This window comes from Photobacterium ganghwense (genome assembly GCF_017329545.1).
In the GTDB taxonomy this organism is placed as follows: Bacteria; Pseudomonadota; Gammaproteobacteria; order Enterobacterales; family Vibrionaceae; genus Photobacterium; species Photobacterium ganghwense.
This window is the reverse complement of record NZ_CP071326.1, coordinates 1,287,067-1,303,286: the sequence shown is the minus strand read 5'-3', so window position 1 is coordinate 1,303,286 and position 16,220 is coordinate 1,287,067. Positions and strand designations below refer to the sequence as shown.

The 16,220-nt window shown below is 48.1% G+C and carries 18 protein-coding genes, 1 pseudogene and 1 riboswitch; of the genes and pseudogenes, 11 read left to right on the top strand and 8 right to left on the bottom strand.

Going from position 1 to position 16,220, the window contains the following annotated elements; translation table 11 throughout:
* Positions 1-143: 143 nt before the first annotated feature.
* Both FH974_RS22115 and FH974_RS22110 read right to left on the bottom strand, forming a co-directional pair.
* Entirely contained in the window at positions 144-1,505 is a 1,362-nt protein-coding gene (locus FH974_RS22115; RefSeq protein WP_169776042.1) for a winged helix-turn-helix domain-containing protein, read from the bottom strand.
* A gap of 241 nt (positions 1,506-1,746) precedes the next feature.
* Complete coding sequence (locus FH974_RS22110) at positions 1,747-2,193, bottom strand: DUF3069 domain-containing protein (protein ID WP_047885962.1); 447 nt, start codon at positions 2,191-2,193, stop codon at positions 1,747-1,749.
* 270 nt (positions 2,194-2,463) lie between these two features.
* Between FH974_RS22110 and FH974_RS22105 the strand changes: the two genes are divergently transcribed.
* The 5 genes from FH974_RS22105 to FH974_RS22085 all read left to right on the top strand — a co-directional run bounded on the left by FH974_RS22105 (position 2,464) and on the right by FH974_RS22085 (position 6,645).
* Positions 2,464-3,411 carry a GGDEF domain-containing response regulator gene (locus FH974_RS22105; RefSeq protein ID WP_047885961.1) on the top strand — a complete coding sequence of 316 codons (948 nt, stop codon included), beginning with the start codon at positions 2,464-2,466 and terminating at the stop codon, positions 3,409-3,411.
* Positions 3,412-3,781: 370 nt separating this feature from the next.
* Entirely contained in the window at positions 3,782-4,447 is a 666-nt protein-coding gene (locus FH974_RS22100) for a YceH family protein (protein WP_047885960.1), read from the top strand.
* 152 nt (positions 4,448-4,599) lie between these two features.
* The gene (locus FH974_RS22095) at positions 4,600-4,971 is read left to right on the top strand and encodes a GIY-YIG nuclease family protein (protein ID WP_084712608.1); all 372 of its coding nucleotides are present in this window, start codon (positions 4,600-4,602) and stop codon (positions 4,969-4,971) included.
* Between the two features lie 162 nt (positions 4,972-5,133).
* Positions 5,134-5,676, top strand: a complete 543-nt coding sequence (locus FH974_RS22090; protein WP_047885959.1) for a YaeQ family protein — start codon at positions 5,134-5,136, stop codon at positions 5,674-5,676.
* A gap of 300 nt (positions 5,677-5,976) precedes the next feature.
* Positions 5,977-6,645 carry a YdcF family protein gene (locus FH974_RS22085; protein ID WP_047885958.1) on the top strand — a complete coding sequence of 223 codons (669 nt, stop codon included), beginning with the start codon at positions 5,977-5,979 and terminating at the stop codon, positions 6,643-6,645.
* Between the two features lie 218 nt (positions 6,646-6,863).
* Here FH974_RS22085 and tenA read toward each other — a convergent pair whose 3' ends face one another.
* The 5 genes and pseudogenes from tenA to thiD all read right to left on the bottom strand — a co-directional run bounded on the left by tenA (position 6,864) and on the right by thiD (position 11,118).
* On the bottom strand, positions 6,864-7,535 hold the full coding sequence (gene tenA / locus FH974_RS22080; RefSeq protein ID WP_047885957.1) for a thiaminase II: 672 nt from the start codon (positions 7,533-7,535) through the stop codon (positions 6,864-6,866).
* A gap of 127 nt (positions 7,536-7,662) precedes the next feature.
* The gene (locus tag FH974_RS22075; RefSeq protein WP_047885956.1) at positions 7,663-8,610 is read right to left on the bottom strand and encodes an ABC transporter substrate-binding protein; all 948 of its coding nucleotides are present in this window, start codon (positions 8,608-8,610) and stop codon (positions 7,663-7,665) included.
* A gap of 35 nt (positions 8,611-8,645) precedes the next feature.
* Positions 8,646-9,374: pseudogene (locus FH974_RS22070) on the bottom strand (ABC transporter permease); the annotation flags it as partial.
* Positions 9,375-9,528: 154 nt separating this feature from the next.
* Complete coding sequence (locus FH974_RS22065; protein ID WP_047885955.1) at positions 9,529-10,284, bottom strand: ABC transporter ATP-binding protein; 756 nt, start codon at positions 10,282-10,284, stop codon at positions 9,529-9,531.
* A gap of 6 nt (positions 10,285-10,290) precedes the next feature.
* Complete coding sequence (thiD, locus tag FH974_RS22060; RefSeq protein ID WP_047885954.1) at positions 10,291-11,118, bottom strand: bifunctional hydroxymethylpyrimidine kinase/phosphomethylpyrimidine kinase; 828 nt, start codon at positions 11,116-11,118, stop codon at positions 10,291-10,293.
* A gap of 71 nt (positions 11,119-11,189) precedes the next feature.
* Positions 11,190-11,286, bottom strand: a riboswitch (TPP riboswitch).
* A 532-nt stretch (positions 11,287-11,818) separates the two neighbouring features.
* Here thiD and FH974_RS22055 point away from each other — a divergent pair.
* From FH974_RS22055 to FH974_RS22030, 6 genes are all read left to right on the top strand, one after another.
* Positions 11,819-12,238 carry a GFA family protein gene (locus FH974_RS22055; protein ID WP_047885953.1) on the top strand — a complete coding sequence of 140 codons (420 nt, stop codon included), beginning with the start codon at positions 11,819-11,821 and terminating at the stop codon, positions 12,236-12,238.
* A gap of 39 nt (positions 12,239-12,277) precedes the next feature.
* A complete protein-coding gene (locus FH974_RS22050) occupies positions 12,278-13,288 on the top strand; it encodes a S66 family peptidase (RefSeq protein ID WP_047885952.1) in 1,011 nt (336 codons plus the stop codon).
* A gap of 2 nt (positions 13,289-13,290) precedes the next feature.
* Positions 13,291-13,629, top strand: a complete 339-nt coding sequence (locus FH974_RS22045; RefSeq protein ID WP_047885951.1) for a hypothetical protein — start codon at positions 13,291-13,293, stop codon at positions 13,627-13,629.
* A 263-nt stretch (positions 13,630-13,892) separates the two neighbouring features.
* Complete coding sequence (locus FH974_RS22040; RefSeq protein WP_047885950.1) at positions 13,893-14,228, top strand: DUF4144 family protein; 336 nt, start codon at positions 13,893-13,895, stop codon at positions 14,226-14,228.
* A gap of 205 nt (positions 14,229-14,433) precedes the next feature.
* Positions 14,434-14,871: a GNAT family N-acetyltransferase gene (locus FH974_RS22035; RefSeq protein WP_146149701.1), complete on the top strand. Its 438-nt coding sequence runs from the start codon at positions 14,434-14,436 to the stop codon at positions 14,869-14,871.
* Positions 14,872-15,001: 130 nt separating this feature from the next.
* The gene (locus tag FH974_RS22030; RefSeq protein WP_084712606.1) at positions 15,002-15,550 is read left to right on the top strand and encodes a GNAT family N-acetyltransferase; all 549 of its coding nucleotides are present in this window, start codon (positions 15,002-15,004) and stop codon (positions 15,548-15,550) included.
* A gap of 88 nt (positions 15,551-15,638) precedes the next feature.
* On the opposite strand, the gene FH974_RS22025 is transcribed toward FH974_RS22030, so the two are convergent.
* On the bottom strand, positions 15,639-16,202 hold the full coding sequence (locus tag FH974_RS22025; protein WP_047885947.1) for a PhnA domain-containing protein: 564 nt from the start codon (positions 16,200-16,202) through the stop codon (positions 15,639-15,641).
* Between the last annotated feature and the right edge of the window lie 18 nt (positions 16,203-16,220).

Genomic DNA, 16,220 nt, shown 5'->3' with positions numbered 1-16,220 from the left:
CCGGTATTGAACTGGCTGACTATCAGGGCAGGCTGGGAGGGAATGCGTTATTCTTTTCTCGCTATCTGCCATCGGTAACGAGCAGATGACTGATACTACTATGAAGAAATAGCAGAACGAATAACCTGCGATGCTATCCGTTGTTATTGCTGTAAATGATTGCCGCTATTTTCTTGTGCCTCTGTGCGTTGTTTCAAAGGCGCGGTAGGTCTGAAAAGCGTGTTTTTCTCGCTGTTATGCACCCAGTAAATGCCCAGATACTCGTTAAAGACCAAATCCAGATAGGGCTGCTGGTAAAGCAGGAATTGATTCATAGGTGCATGCGATTCGTAGTGCTGACGCAGGGCATTTTCGGCCTGAATGGCCATTGAGGCATTTTCCTGAATGATCGTATTTGACTGATATGCCCAGTGGTACATTTCTGGTGTCACTTGAGCTGTTGCTAGTGTGGCCGATTGATTAGGCGTCATTTGCAGAACAGTGGCACTGATTGACAAAACATGGTGGTAATCCGATACGGCTTCGGAGATAAAGCTCATATTCGAATAACTCCACGAGGCATCAGCGGTCTGGGAAGCATACTGATAAACCACTTTGGAATCGATGCCGGAATCGTCGACATACTGAATATAGATTTGCGAGGTGGGCTCGCGTGCCATGTCCGTCTGAATGATCGGCGTTGCGCGTTTCTGTGGCAGTTGGGACAGGGCTGACTGATGAAATACATCCCAGTTGTTTTGCGCAATCACAAATGAAAAATCGGTGTCCGAAAGACAGCTACGATCATCACTCAGCTGACACCATGAGACAGAATAGGCCTGTTCATCTTTAAAGGCGAAAACGCGCACCTTCAAAGTAGATCCAGATACCTGCTGATAGTCGTGATAAAGCTGATTTAATTTGGCGATAAGATCTTCGATTTCCGGCTGCGTGCCAGCAATCACGGTGATCTGGCTGGCATCCAGCAAATATTGATGGGTGACGAACGGAAATTGAGGCTCAGATTCTGCGTTTCGAGATACCGCAAACGAGAGCAACGTACCCACAACACCAGTTGCGATTAGTGACCCTATCACCCATGCTTTGACACCTATTTTTTCATGCTGAGGGGGCGATTTAAGATCCTGCGGCGATTGCGTTACTATCGGTTCAATGCGGATTTCCGGAATCTGATAACCAACCCGTGGGACGGTTTTGATAACTTCGCCCTTCACTGATTCTTCCAGCTTGACCCTGAGGCTTCTGATGACCTGAAACAAAGAGGCTTCGGAAACGACCCGGTCTGGCCAGCCTGCTTTCAGGAGATCCGTTTTACTGACCGGATGTGCCTTGTGCGCCAGTAGGTAGCTCAGAATGTTGTGTTCAGAATAGTTGAGCGGGTAAGAGCGATGCTGTGAGCGAACCAGGCTCTGATGAGGAATAAACTCGCACTCATTCTTAAACACATATCGGCAAAGCGACGTTTGAGCTGTTAGTGACGCCGTCACAGAGCCGGATTCAGACACGTCGGAAGAATCCTGTGGTAAATGCAAGTGTGTGTTCATGGTGTAATGAGATGCTGTCGACTGTCAGGCCAATATACCTGTTCGGAGCGGGTAGAGAGTCATTAAATTATCAATAAAAAATTTTTTTGATAAGAATCTATCAGGCCATTACCTTGGATTGGCAGGCTTTTACTAATCACTGATGACTAACAACTGATGTGGAACCGTGAACGGGGAGGCTGACCTCCCCGTAAGCGCATGATTATTTTTTGAAGATTTCCAAAAACTCACGCTTCATTGGTGGGTGACGGCGCGCTTTCTTCAGCTGCTTACACATGTCTTTAACGCAGTTGTGCAGCACTTTATCCAGCATTACTGCTTTGTATTCAGCGAATTCTTCATCAGTCATGTCTGATGGTTTTTCTGTTTCCTGCATTTCACCCAGGAAATCAATGCCAGAGTAGCTTTGGCTCAGAGCAACCAGAGCGTGGAACTGTTCGAAGTTATCCAGAACGTTTTGTGCGCTGCCTGGTAGCTGATCCCACGCTTCACGTGTTGTTGATTCAGAAGCTTTATACACACTTACCAGCATGCCCAGCAGTTCTTCCGGTACTTGCTCAAACTCAACAACCTGACGAAGCTCAGGGGAGCAATCATCCAGTGTCAGCGTTTCTTCTAGTTGTTCTTCAGTGTTTACGATATCAGACATCGCTAGTTCCTACAGCATGTAAAGATTGAGGGTCGGAATCCTATAGTCCTGTGACAAAATGTCAACAGCGAACCGCAGGATGAAGCAGGATTAGCATAGCGTAATTTGCGATAGATTCTCGCAAAGACTTCTCGCGTACACATCAAACTTGTTATCAGAATCACGTTCAATGCATTTGCTGTGGTTAGTATTGAGGCAATGCTGGGGAAATAAGCAACCTGTGCTATAACTTATCTAAAGGAAAAGACTCTAAATCAAAGGGATGCCGACATGGAAGCAATGCGGATACTACTGGTAGACGATGTGCATCTGGAAAGGATGCAGTTGGCGATGCGCCTGCAGCGTCTGGGGCATATTGTCGAAGCCGTTGCTTCCGGGCAGGAGGCTATTGACAAATATCCCTTATTTGACCCTGACTTAATCCTGCTTGATGTCAGTATGCCTGACATGAGCGGCACTGAAGTGGCGGAGAAAATCCGCATTAAACACCCGGACTGGATCCCCATTATCTTCCTCAGTGGTCATGATGAACCTGAAATGATCGCGACGGCTATTGATATGGGCGGCGATGACTATCTGGTGAAGCCGGTCAACAAAATTGTGCTCGCGGCCAAGCTCAAAGCCATGCAGCGTATAGCGCATATGCGTCACCAGCTTAAAGAAACCTCAGAGAAACTGGAGCAGGCCAATGAGCTGTTGTCACAGCAGGTCAATGAAGACGGCCTGACTCAGTTGGCAAACCGTCGCTATCTGGATCAGAAGCTGACAGAGTTGCTGGCATGGCATGGTCGCAATAATTTCCCGATGACCATGATTATGATCGACGTGGATCACTTTAAGCTCTTTAACGATCATTACGGCCACCTGGAAGGCGATCGTTGCCTGCAGGCCGTTGCGGATGAACTGCGGAAAAACTTCAGTCGAGCCGGAGAACTGGCCGCGCGTTACGGCGGTGAAGAGTTTGTGGTGCTGCTGAGTAATTGCGATAAAACCCGAGCTGTTCGCGAATGTGAACGCCTCAAAGACGGCATTCAACGGCTGGAAATTCCACATTCTAAGTCCCTGACGTCAGATATTGTCACTGTTAGTCAGGGGATGGTGTCATGGGTGCCTACAGGGCTGGAGACGGCTGAGAACATGTACGAAATCGTGGATAAAGTTTTGTATAAAGCCAAGGAGCAGGGGCGTAACCGCTTTGTGGCGGCAGAGTTCACCTGATGTCTGGTACACAAATATCGAGTACTTGGTCTCTGAAGTGTCTGGTTTCCTCGACAGCAACATTCCGTCTATAAATGAACCGATAAACAATCAGCGTATTGAAGTGGCTGCAATAAAATAAATTGTGCGGCCGCTTTTTCTATGACAGCGCTAACATTATTTTCCTCAATGACGACGATTTGGCGTTTTTAGCACCAATCGACACCCAAGATGCTTGCCGTTCCGGCAGAGCGTGCTAATCTCCTTCAAACCAGTGCGTATTCCAGTGGGTATCTTTCTCTCTTAATCACAGGTTCTAACCGGTTGATTTGTCAGTGCTGGCAGGTGCCCAGTTGAATTTGTATTGTTGAAAAAAGGGTGAGGGAAGATCATGGATATTTGCTTTTCACAAACAGAAGCGCGTGTTGTCGGTTGCTTACTAGAGAAAGAGGTAACCACACCTGATCAATACCCATTAACATTAAACAGTCTGACGACTGCCTGTAATCAGAAAAGTAATCGTGATCCTGTGATGGCGCTGGAAGAAGCGGATGTGCAGGATACGGTCGAAGCGTTGAAAGTAAAGCGTATTATTCAGGAAGTGACCGCAGGCTTTGGCAGTCGCGTGTCAAAGTATCAGCACCGATTCTGTAATACAGAGTTCAGCACGTTCCAGTTCAGCCAGCAGGAAAAAGCGGTCATTTGTGTGTTATTACTGCGTGGTCCTCAGACTGCCGGTGAAATTCGTACTCGTACCAATCGTCTTTGTGATTTTAAAGATGTCAGGGAAGCGGAACAGGTTCTCAATGATCTGGCTGAACACCCGAAGGGGCCGTTTGTCGTAAAACTGCCTAAAGAGCCGGGTAAACGTGACTCCCGCTATATGCATCTGTTCAGCGGAGAAGTGGATCTGGACGCTTTGCAACAGGCTGCCGCTTCAGCTGCACCGGTTTCATCTGCTGCGTCTGAACGTATTGAAGCGCTTGAGAGTGAGGTTGAAGCCCTGAAGCAGGAAGTGGCGGAATTGAAAGCCTTGGTCGAATCTTTAACCTCTTAATTCTGTTTTTACACAAAGCCCGGCAGTGCCGGGCTTTTTTGTGTTAGGCTGCGTCTTTCTTAACACTTTGCCAATCAAGTTATCTACTCTTTGGTTATCCACATCATTGATGAGTGGTTAAAAGAGTAGAGTTGAGAGTGTCAGGACTTTCGATGGAATTGCCAACCGCCAGTGAACCGATCCTCTCCACACAGGATTTCACAGATCAGGCTCTTCAGAAACAGACTTGCAAGAAACAGGCTATCTGGTCGGTCTATTTAATCAGAACGGCCCGAGACCAGCTTTATTGTGGTGTGACGACAGACGTCAATCGCCGTTTTGAGGAGCATCAGTCCTCGCCCCGAGGGGCAAAGTATCTGAAAGGAAAAGGTCCGCTGTCTCTTGTCTGGTCGCATAGTGTTGGTGATAAACGGACAGCGATGCAGTTGGAATATCGGATAAAACGGCTGACAAAAGCGCGAAAGGAGCAACTTATCCTGCAGAGTGATAAAGACTCACAACTGCTGTGGTCACTGCTGGATTGAGACTGAATGTAATCCTTTCCGTTATTGGTTGATATTCCTCTCATTAAACCTTCAGGTATCGTTAAAAGGTATCTTTTGGAAATTGAACCGTCAGTCAGTTGACACTAAACTGCTTTCGGTCGCGTATTTACCCCAAAAGGGGAATGTTTAGGGAACACTGTTATGGCGCTTAAAGCCACTATTTACAAAGCACACATCAATGTGGCGGATCTTGATCGTCATGTATACATCGACAAGTCTCACACCTTGGCGTGTCACCCTTCTGAAACTGTTCAGCGTCTAATGCTCAGACTGATTACCTGGGGACTGAATGCGGATGAAGATCTGCTGTTCACCAAGGGGCTGTGCGATACTGATGAGCCGGATCTCTGGATTAAAAACCTGAGTGATGAGATCGAACTATGGATTGATCTTGGTTTACCCGATGAGAAACGACTGAAGAAAGCGGCACACCGTGCAAAGAAAGCGCTGATTGTGGCTTATGGTGATAATGCCGCGCCAATTTGGTGGCAGCAGAACAAAACCAAAATTCAGCAGTATGGCAATATTTCCGTGATGTTTGTTAATGATCAGACATTGGCAGAACTGGAAGACTTGACTGAGCGTTCAATGCAGTTGCAGCTGACCATTGAAGGTGAGCAGGGGTGGCTGAGTGCCGGTGAAAAGAGCTGCACGATCAATCCTGAGTGGTGGCACCGCGCCTGATTACCAGTCAGTTTTCAGGTCAGCGTTATAATTTCTTCCCTGTCAGGTTATTCGGGTGAAAAATGCTCAGAAGACGGCTTGCAATGATTGTCATCAAGCCGTCATTTGATTTCGCCACTGTATACTGAAAGCATCTGATTGAGATCGCGCAAAAGAATGTCGTGAACTCACCTGCGAATCACGGTTCACATTGCCTCATTCTGAATTCGAGGCAATGACCTGCTTGTTACCTTCTTACACATACCGTGATGTATGGTGATGACATTCGATGGAAATATCCCACTGATAAGGAGTAATGCTATGTCATCAACGGTTCATGCCCTGGCCACCAAGGTATGGAATTATCACCAGCTCAATCACACCTTGTCTCCCGCCGATTGCATTGTCGTGCTATGTAGTAATGACCTTCGGGTCGCTGAATATGCAGCACAACTTTACCTTGATGGCTTTGCTCCTTATCTGGTTTTCTCCGGCGGTGTTGGTGAACTGACCCAAGGACTGTTTGACGCATCAGAAGCTGAAGCGTTCGCTGCTATCGCAACGGATATGGGCGTACCTGCTTCCGATATTCTGATTGAGCCACAGTCGACCAACACCGGAGAAAATATCCAGTTTACCCGCGCCTTACTTGAAGCCAAAGGCTTGGCACCACAGCGTTTTATTTTGGTGCAAAAGCCATTTATGGAACGCCGCAGCTATGCGACCTTCATGTGTCAGTGGCCGGGCAAAGAGGTGATGGTTGCCTCTCCGCCAATCAGCTTTGACAACTACCCGGATGACCACTTGTCCTTTTGTGACGTTGTGAACGTGATGGTGGGGGATTTGGAACGGATTAAAGTGTACCCACAATATGGTTTTGCCATTGAACAGGACATTCCTGACGATGTGTGGGCAGCTTTTAATGAACTGGTGAAGCTGGGGTTTGACGGTCATCTAGTGGCAAAAGAGCCAGAAGAGAGCACCAGTTAAGCGACGCCAGAGCCCAGTGAGGCCAACAAGCCAGTTAACATATCGGCTGAATTGCCTTGTTGCTTCAGAAACCTTGTCGCTTCAGACACCTTATCGCCGCCACTAAAGGCTAGATAAATGCTGCGACGATAAGGTCGGAATCCGTATAGACAGGGCGTTTGAGAGAGGGGGCTGAATAGCCCCCTCTGATCTGAACAGACACACCCAGGATACTGCCGTTAAATCGGCTGGGCGGCATTCATGCCCTGTTGCCAGAAGGCGACTTCCATGCGGGTTGCGGTTTTAAATATCTCACACAAACGCTGCCCGCGCTGGCTGTTAAGCGGAATTTCTTTCAGCATCGCATCCAGGCGTTCAATTGTTGTTGCCATCCCTGCCTGAAATTCTTCGCCGCCATAAAGCTCAATCCAGCTCCGGTAAGCATTACCTTCCAATACGGTTTCGTTGTTAGCCAGTAGTTGCTGGCCAATCACCCCGTAGCCGATAGCACAAGGCGCTAAAGCTACAAACAGATCGGTTCTGTCTCCCGCCATACCAGTATCCAGTACATAGCGGGTGTAGCTGACCGTACCAAAATCTTCCGGCTCGGCTTCCATATCACGCTCTGTCAGCCCCCAGGTGCCGCAATATGCCACGTGGTGTGACATTTCGGTTTGCAGCAGAGCTGTCAGGCTAGGTAGGGGCTCTCGCATTTCCTCCAGCGTGACTGACTTGTAAATGGCCAGCGCATACGCCCGTGAATAGTGCTTAAGGAACAGGAAGTCTTGTTTCAGGTAATGCAGATAGGCGTGTTTGTTCAGCTCACCATGCGCAAGCTGAATAACGAATTCGTGCTCGGTGTATTCTGCCCAGTCCTGTTGGCAGTATTGAATCAGCTCTTTATGGTCCATCAGTATTCTCTCTTGGTTGTGTTTTGTTATCGCCAAGGCACGCAGCCCGGTGCCGGCTTATCACACTAAACTCAGGCAAATTGCTGTTTGCGGTTTTTGCTGGTTTTGCGCCGGGCTGCGAGGTGAATCAGAACGTCAGTACATAGTCTTTAGCGGCCGGTACGCTCTTGATAATGTCGAACTTTTTCATGAAGGCGGCATAGTCATCGTAGCGTTTCAGCTCGACGGCCCCCGGACGCAGCGCAAAGCGGGTCAGGGTATCTTCCCAGGCGTGGCGGTTTAGATCATTGTTCAGTGTGTCTGGAGAGTAAGCTACAAACTCTTTCCAGGCTTGCTCCGGGTGGTTGATCAGGTAAACCGTGGCTTTTTCCAGCGCCTGGTTGAATTTGGCGATAACTTCAGGATCGTATTTGTTCTTGTTCGCGACAAAGATCAGTTCATCGTAAGGAGGAACGCCGTGCTCTTCCGGATAAAAGGCCGTCGCCTCGTAGCCTTCCAGCTCAAGCTGGTTCAGTTCGAAGTTGCGTAATCCGCCCCAGATGGCATCTACTTTGCCAGAAGCCAGAGATGAAGACAGTGCCCAGCCTACGTTGATAATCTGGACGTTATCCATCTCGGCACCGGCAGAGCGCAGCATGGTGCCGATGGTGGCATCTTCATTTCCGCCAATGGCGACACCAATCTTTTTACCTTTCAGATCGGCCAGAGAGTGAATTCCCGACTTATTCAGCACAATCAGTGAGTTCAGCGGGCCGGAAATCAGTGTGGCAGAGCGAACCAGCGGCAGCTTGGCAGCTGTTGATGAAATCAGCGTGCTCTGGTACGACACGGCCAGATCAATTTTACCGGCGGCAACCAGCTTGTCCGGCACACTCGGATCGGCGGGTTCCTGAATCTCGACCTCCAGACCTTGTTCGGCAAACCAGCCTTTTTCTTTTGCCAGAATAATTGGGCCGTGGTTCGGGTTTACGAACCAGTCCAGCATTAGGGTCACTTTTTCGGCAGCGGCCGCATTGAAGGCTGTCAGGGACAGCAGCGTCGCTAACAGGTGAGACGGTTTAATCGGGGATTTCATTGTGTATTCCTTTTGATTGTGCAAGCGAAATGACGTTATTGTTTTTGCCATGGAATGGCTTTTTTCAGCAGCATATCGGCTGCGAAGTAAAGGGTGACCGAGAAGAAAGCCAGAATGAACAGGGCGGCAAACATCTCATCAACAAACATTCGGGCATTGGCCTGGAGCATGATGTAGCCCAGTCCCTCACTGGAGCCGACCCATTCTCCGATCACTGCGCCAATCGGCGCGACCACGACAGCAACCCGAATACCGGACGCTAAGGCAGGCAGGGCAGCAGGTAGTCGGATTCGCCACAACAGTTGCCAGCGCGTTGCTCCCATGGTTTTGGCAAGATCCAGGTAACCGTGAGGTGTGTGCCGTAACCCGTCGTAACAGCAGGTTGTGACTGGGAAAAAGATAATCAGTGCTGCCATGACGACTTTTGATGCAATACCATACCCCAGCCAGAGCATCAGAATAGGCGCGATTGCGAACACCGGAATTGCCTGACTGGTGATCAAAATCGGCAATAACCAACGGCGCAGCGGTGCAAACAACAGCATCTGCAGCGCGAAAAACAGTCCCATGGTCAGGCCCAGCATCAGGCCAAGAATCACTTCGCTGCCGGTCACCAGTGTGTGCTGCCACAGCACATCAAAGCGCTCTACCAGCTTGGTAAACACGGCGAGAGGACCTGGCAAAATAAAAGGCGGTAGCTCAAACAGGGTGACGCAAGACTGCCAGAGACCAAGAATGACAGCCACACTGATCCCGAAACGCATCAGCTGCATCCCAAGCCCGGCAGTTTGACGACCTGTAAGGTTCTTACGCGTAGAATCGGCACTATGGCGTTGTAGCATCAGCGGATTCTGTAGCGTCTCTGTACCGGGCTTTTTGCTTTGTACAGCTTCATTGCTGAGTGAAGGCGAGAAACCGTCAGCCATAATCATTCTCCAACTGAGTGATAATCATCTGTTGATGCTCAGCCATTTCTGCATCAAAGGTTCTTGGCGGCCGCGTATGGGGTACAGTCAGCGTCTCCAAACGGGCTGGAGAACCGGACATCACATGAATGTGATGACCGAGCCGCAATGCTTCCTGCGGATCATGCGTGATCAACAAAACGGTTTTGCCTTTCAGCAAAGTAGCGGAAAGCGTCTGAAGCTTATGGCGGGTAACCGCATCCAAAGCGGAGAAGGGTTCATCCATCAGTACCAGTGGTTTGTCCTGCATCAGTGTTCGCGCCAGCGCAACGCGCTGACGCATACCGCCGGATAATTGATCCGGCATGGCAGATGCATGCTCAGCCAGTCCAACAGCCGCGAGAAGTTGCCGCGCTTTGTCATAGTCAGGTTTATGTGGCTGATTAAAACGGGCACTCAGGCAGACGTTATCCAGTACGTTGAGCCAAGGCAGCAGTAAATCCTGCTGTGCCATGTAAGCAATATTATTCGCTGTCGGCTGGTGGTTGTGCGGTGTCAGCTTGCCCGTCCATTCAACCTGATCTTCCAATAACCCGGCCAGATATCTGAGGAGGGTTGTTTTGCCACAGCCACTTCTGCCGAGCAGGCAGGTCCACTCACCCGCCGGTAGAGACAGATCCAGAGACGAGAAGAGCGGTTGGTTGGCATCCCGATACCGCAGGGTGAGTTGCCGGATGTCTACGGAACACCCAGTTGACAATTGACTCATACGGGATCACTCAGGTTGATAATGACCGGCAAAAAAATGGTGAACCGGGCCATGTCCTTCACCGATAGTCAGCGCATCTGCATGCTGAATGGCTAGTGTGATGTACTGCTTGGCGTGCCCCACAGCTTTCGCCAGTGGGTAGCCTTGAGCCAGAAACGAAGCAATGGCGGCTGACAGAGTACACCCTGTGCCATGGGTGTTACGTGTTGCAACTCGAGGTTGGCTAAAGCGGAGAACATCGGTGTCCGTGATTAGCAGGTCGGTACTGTTCTTGTCACTCTCCAGGTGTCCCCCTTTGAGCAGCACAGATTGTGCCCCTAATGTGCGAAGCGCACCTATCATCGCTTCCATATCCGATTCATTTTCTGGGATCGGTAATTGCGTCAGTGCCGCGGCTTCCGGCAGGTTGGGGGTGATCACTGTGGCTAAAGGAAGCAATTCCGTTTTCAGCGTGGTAATGGCATCTTCCTGCAGCAGAAGATCCCCGCTGGTGGCAACCATGACCGGATCAATGACCAGGAATTCAGGTTGAAATTCGCGCAGTTTCCGCGCGACGGCACGGATAATGTTCGTGTCGCTGAGCATGCCGATTTTTACGGCTTTGATGTGAAGGTCACTGAATACGGCATCAAGTTGTTGCTCGACGAATGCCGGCTCGATACCCAGAATGCCGGTCACACCTTTGGTGTTTTGTGCCGTCAGGGCGGTGATAACGGAGCAGGCGTAGCCGCCTGTGGCTGAAATAGCCTTAATGTCGGCCTGAATGCCTGCGCCACCACCGCTGTCTGAGCCTGCGATAGTGAGTGTAATTGGAGTGTTGGAAATATTGGCCATAACTACCTCAGTCTTGCGTAGGTAGCTAATGCCAGAGATATGCCCAGTGATTCCGGTGAGGGAGAGTGGGATCTGATATTCAGCTAGTTCCCTACGCCATTGCTAAATGGATCAGGTTCAACGGGTCCCACAGAGTGGTCTCAGCACAAGGCTCCCCGACTAACAGTCTTCGATTTTCCGGTAGATAAACGAAAACCGGAAAATATTAAATTGTTTTTCAGACTTACGCCTGAAGTAAATTGATTTAAACACCTTTTAGAACAATCAGCAATAACAACAGATGAAAATTCTGTGTTTCAACATGTCTATTGTTAGTTGCCTGTCGCTCGATCAACCTCAACCTTTCAAAGTATTAGCTGCAGTGCGGTATTCCATTTTTGCGATCTGTTGCGATAAAAACGTTCTATTGGTTTTGCTCTGTTTTCACCCGTTTTCTCTGCTGCCGGGAGATAAGCCTGCAATCTTACCTGTAACCTTACCTGCAACCTTAATAGGGGAGCTGCCTGTGTATGAATGTTTCCTTCTGATGGGGGGGGCGTCATTGCTCTCAGAATCTGGGGGCGAACTTGCTGGGAATTAAATGTGTCCTCACCTTTTCAAGAACCGGCGACTCAGGCATAGTGCAAAGGAATATTCATCGTGATGAATATTTGGTTGCAAAATGACATATCTGTATATCCCGTCATGAAGGAGAATGAAAATGGGCTATCCGATCGAAGCAAGTTGTCAGTGTGGTCAGGTCACTTACAAATTATCAGCGCCACCGAAGAAAGTGATTGCCTGCCACTGTCGTGAGTGCCAGAAACTGGCAACCAGCCCTTTTAGTGTGACAGCAATTGTGTCCGCCGCAGACATTGAATTTTCCGGGACGATGCATGAGTGGGGACGCTTGGCTGAGAGTGGCAACAGAAACAACGCTAAATTTTGTTCCGGCTGTGGAAATCGGATTTTTCATTTCAATCCGGAAGAACCGGACGTTATCAAGCTGAAGTTGAAACCGGTTGGTATGATTGACGATACGGTTTTTGCGCCGACCATGCACGTCTGGGTCAGTGAAAAACTGAGCTGGTACCAGATTCCGGAAGGGATGCCGACATTTGATAAACAACCTGGTGCCTGATATCGAGTCTATTCAATATCCACGTAGTACGGAGAAAACATGGACGTTATTTTACCTAAGCCATTGAAAGCTGGAGATACGATTGGTTTCTTTTCACCTTCATCCCCAGCCACCGCGTTTGCCCCAACACGTTTTATGCGCGCAAAAGCCTATCTTGAACAGCAAGGGTTTGTGCTCAAAGCCGGACAATTAACCGGATGCAGCGATCATTATCGGTCGGGGACGATTGCGGAGCGGGTAAGTGAACTGAACACATTGATTCGTGACCCGAGTATACGCTGCATTATGTCGACAATTGGGGGAAGTAACAGTAATGCGTTATTGCCGTATATTGACTATGAGGCGCTGAAACGCGATCCCAAAATCATCATCGGTTACTCCGATGTCACCGCGTTACTGCTCGGTATTTATGCCAAAACTGGCCTGATTACCTTCTATGGTCCGGCTTTGGTGGCCTCGATGGGTGAGCTTCCCCCTTTGGTGGATGAAACATTTGCATCCTTTCGTGATTTGCTATGTGCTGAACGTCAGCAATCCTTTACCTACAGTGTGCCTGCACAGTGGAGCGAGGAAATGATTGACTGGGAAAAACAGACTGCGCCGAAGTCAACCCATGACAATCGGTGGGAGTTTCTGGGTACAGGAACGGTGTCCGGTAGAATCATTGGCGGTAACCTGAATACCATGACAGGGATTTGGGGCAGTGAGTTTATGCCAGAGGTTAGGGAAGGTGACATTCTTTTGCTGGAAGACTCACTGAAAGGAATTGAAACCGTTGAGCGATCATTTTGTCATTTGAAGCTTTGCGGCGTTTTTGATCGTGTTTCCGCCATTATTTTGGGTAAACATGAGCTTTTTAATCATCGAGGAACCGGACGTACCCCTCTGGCAGTATTGCAGGAAGTGTTGAACGATCAGGAAATGCCCATTCTCAATGGCTTTGACAGTTGTCATACACATCCGATGTTAGTGACGCCATTGGGTGTCAAAGCTGATATTGATTTTGATGCCGAAACGGTATCGCTGCGGGGACCGTGGTTGGAACAGTGAGGATGCGGAACCTCTATCGTTTGGTATTGGGGTTATACGGCCTTTGGATTCTGCTTGCTATCAGTATTACCCTCTTGATTTTATATAGTTTTGATAGCCCGAAATGGCTGTTGGGCTATCTTTTGGTGTTAGGGGATCTTGCTTTGGTGCTGTTTTGGGCGAATGTTCGATTATATCAAAGAGCCAAACAAGGAGGTCTGTGTGTCAATACCATCGGATTTAAGGAAACGCTGCTATCATGTTTGCTCTTTACCCCGATGGAAGCTGTTATTGTGCTGCCCGCGATGAACCTCTACCGTCTTCGTCATGCGGTGTTAGTAGAGAAATCACGTTGTGGGTAAAGTGTCAAACGGTCAGCATCTGGAGAGTCGACTTGACCGTTTAGCAGTGCGGACTATTCGTGGTGTAAAACATTTTCAGTGTAGAACCTTAGCAGTGTAGAACATTAGTAGTGTAGGACATCAGCGGCGAAGAAAATTCGCTATACTGCCAGCCATCAGGCGTGTTGCTTCTGTTTTTAACAGGGATAAGGCGTTGTGATTTAGTCTTTTTATGCAGATCGTGAGATTAATAAAGTTGTTAAAACATGTTCAAGGTATGCGACATGACAAACGTTAATTGGCCTGCGGTGCTCAAATATGCCGGTGATTCTGAGCTGGTATATGTTTCTGGTGAGCAAGCATGGGCCGAAGACACTGACTTGCATGCGCTGGGTTATCAGGAAGAAGATGTTCTGATTGATTCCAAAGGAATGCTCTTTGTACCGCAAGCATTGGCTAGCCAGCAGGCGGCATTGATACCGACCGGGCGTCAACTAACGTTGACGGAAATGTTGAGTTATGTGCAGCTGCATCAATCATGCTCGGGTTTCTGTTGTGCGGCGAAATCCAACTTTGCAACGATCGAAGAGGCTGTCAGGGCTCTGGATGAAATGGCTTAAATGCATATAGAGCGCAGAAAAGAATAACCAATAAGTAAATGAAACAGGATGGAAAGGGCGATATGTGTCAGTGAACCGGAAATGGATAAGTTTCTGATGCTAATTGTACCCTCGACGTTTTGACGTTAATGGTAAGTCGTACTGGATATGTGCGGCGTTGACAATATCTGTTTTATTTATCTTCAGCAAAAGGAGTGGATGTCTGGTGGAAGTGCATTTTGAAACGATGGACCAAGAGGATGTCAGATCTACCTTCGTTTTTTATAAACAAGGTATGATGCCAATTATTTCTGAAGCAATTGGATGGGACGAAGACTTTCAGCAAGAGAGATACCAAAACAGGCTTCACTCAGATTGGTTTTACTGGCTAACGCAAAATGGCCAGCGATGTGGTTATGTCTGTTATAAATACACTGACACTCACCTGCATGTACATTTGTTGATTCTTTTTCCTGAGTATCAACGAAAAGGCATTGGGCGAAAGGTTTTAATTCGGTTATCAGAAGAAGCGTATAGAAAAAATAAGGTATTGTCACTGAGTGCGTTTAAAAATAATCTTCCTGCTATTGCGTTATATCAGTCATTGGGTTTACAGATTCTCAGCGAAGATGATCTTTTCTACGATTTCACTAGTGTGATGTAAGGCGTTATTCGTCCAAACGCAAGAAATTCAGTCATTTTTATCCACAGTATGAATACCATTATTATCCATCTTCAATAGTGGTTGTTTTAAATGCGTTTGAGAATGTTGCTAAATAGCTGAGGGAAGAACGGTGTTAAATATAGAAACAGAACGACTCGTATTACGTCCATTAGTACACACAGACAGTGACTCCTTATTAGATATATTTTCTGACCCTGTAGTTATGGAATATTGGGATGGTTCACCGTGGCGCACTATCGATCAAGCACATGCATTTATCCATGATGCCCATTTGGAAAATGAGCGCAGGGAAAGCCTGACGTTGGGTATCTTTGCGCGTGATTCAGGTGAGCTGCATGGGAAATGTATGTTGTTTAAAATACATGAGGAATCGAAGCGGGCTGAATTAGGATTTGGAATCGCAAAGTCAAGTTGGGGAAAAGGCATTGCGCTGGAGGCGACATCGGCTCTTGTGACATACGCTTTCACAACCATGGCCCTGAACAGATTGGAAGCGGAAATTGATCCTGCGAATTTCGGTTCCGCTCGATTGCTGGAACGTTTGGGCTTTATAAAGGAAGGGTACCTGCCTGAAAGATGGATTATTGACGGCAAAGTATCAGATTCTGCATTGTATGGTTTGCTGATAAAAAATTGGCAGTCTTCACATTCATATTGATCCGAAAATATGATGACGTGAGTCTTTCCCTTAAGCAGAAGAAAAAACAGGCACTTTAGGTGCCTGTTTTTAAATCAAGAAAAATAGCTTATTTCTTACGGCAGTATTCAGCAATGATGAACATTGTCTGACCGTTAACTTTGCCCTGAATGTGTTTAGGATCATCTGTCACGCTGATACCACGAACCGCAGTGCCTTGTTTGATGACCATGCTGCTGCCTTTAACCGGCAGATCTTTGATGATAGTGACATCGTCACCTTTTTTCAGCTCAACGCCATTAACGTCGCGAGGCTTGTCTTCGTCAGACAACATACCTTTTTCAGCCCACTGACGAGTGTCTTCTTCCAGGTACATCATATCCAGCAGATCTTGTGCCCAGGTTTCAGAAGCCAGGCGGTTAAGCATACGGTAAGCCATAACCTGAACGGCTGGTTCTTGGCTCCACATGCTGTCGTTCAGGCAGCGCCAGTGGTTTTGATCCAATGTTTCCGCATCTTCGATTTCTGAACGGCATTTCTCACAAACCATTACACAGCTACCAGCTGTTGCATCTGGAGACGCTGGTACTTCGTAAACGCTCAGGCCTTCAGTGGAGGTACAAAGCTCACATTGTTCACCAGAACGCTGCTTAACAATAGATTCGATACTCATAGGAAAATTGTCCGTTAT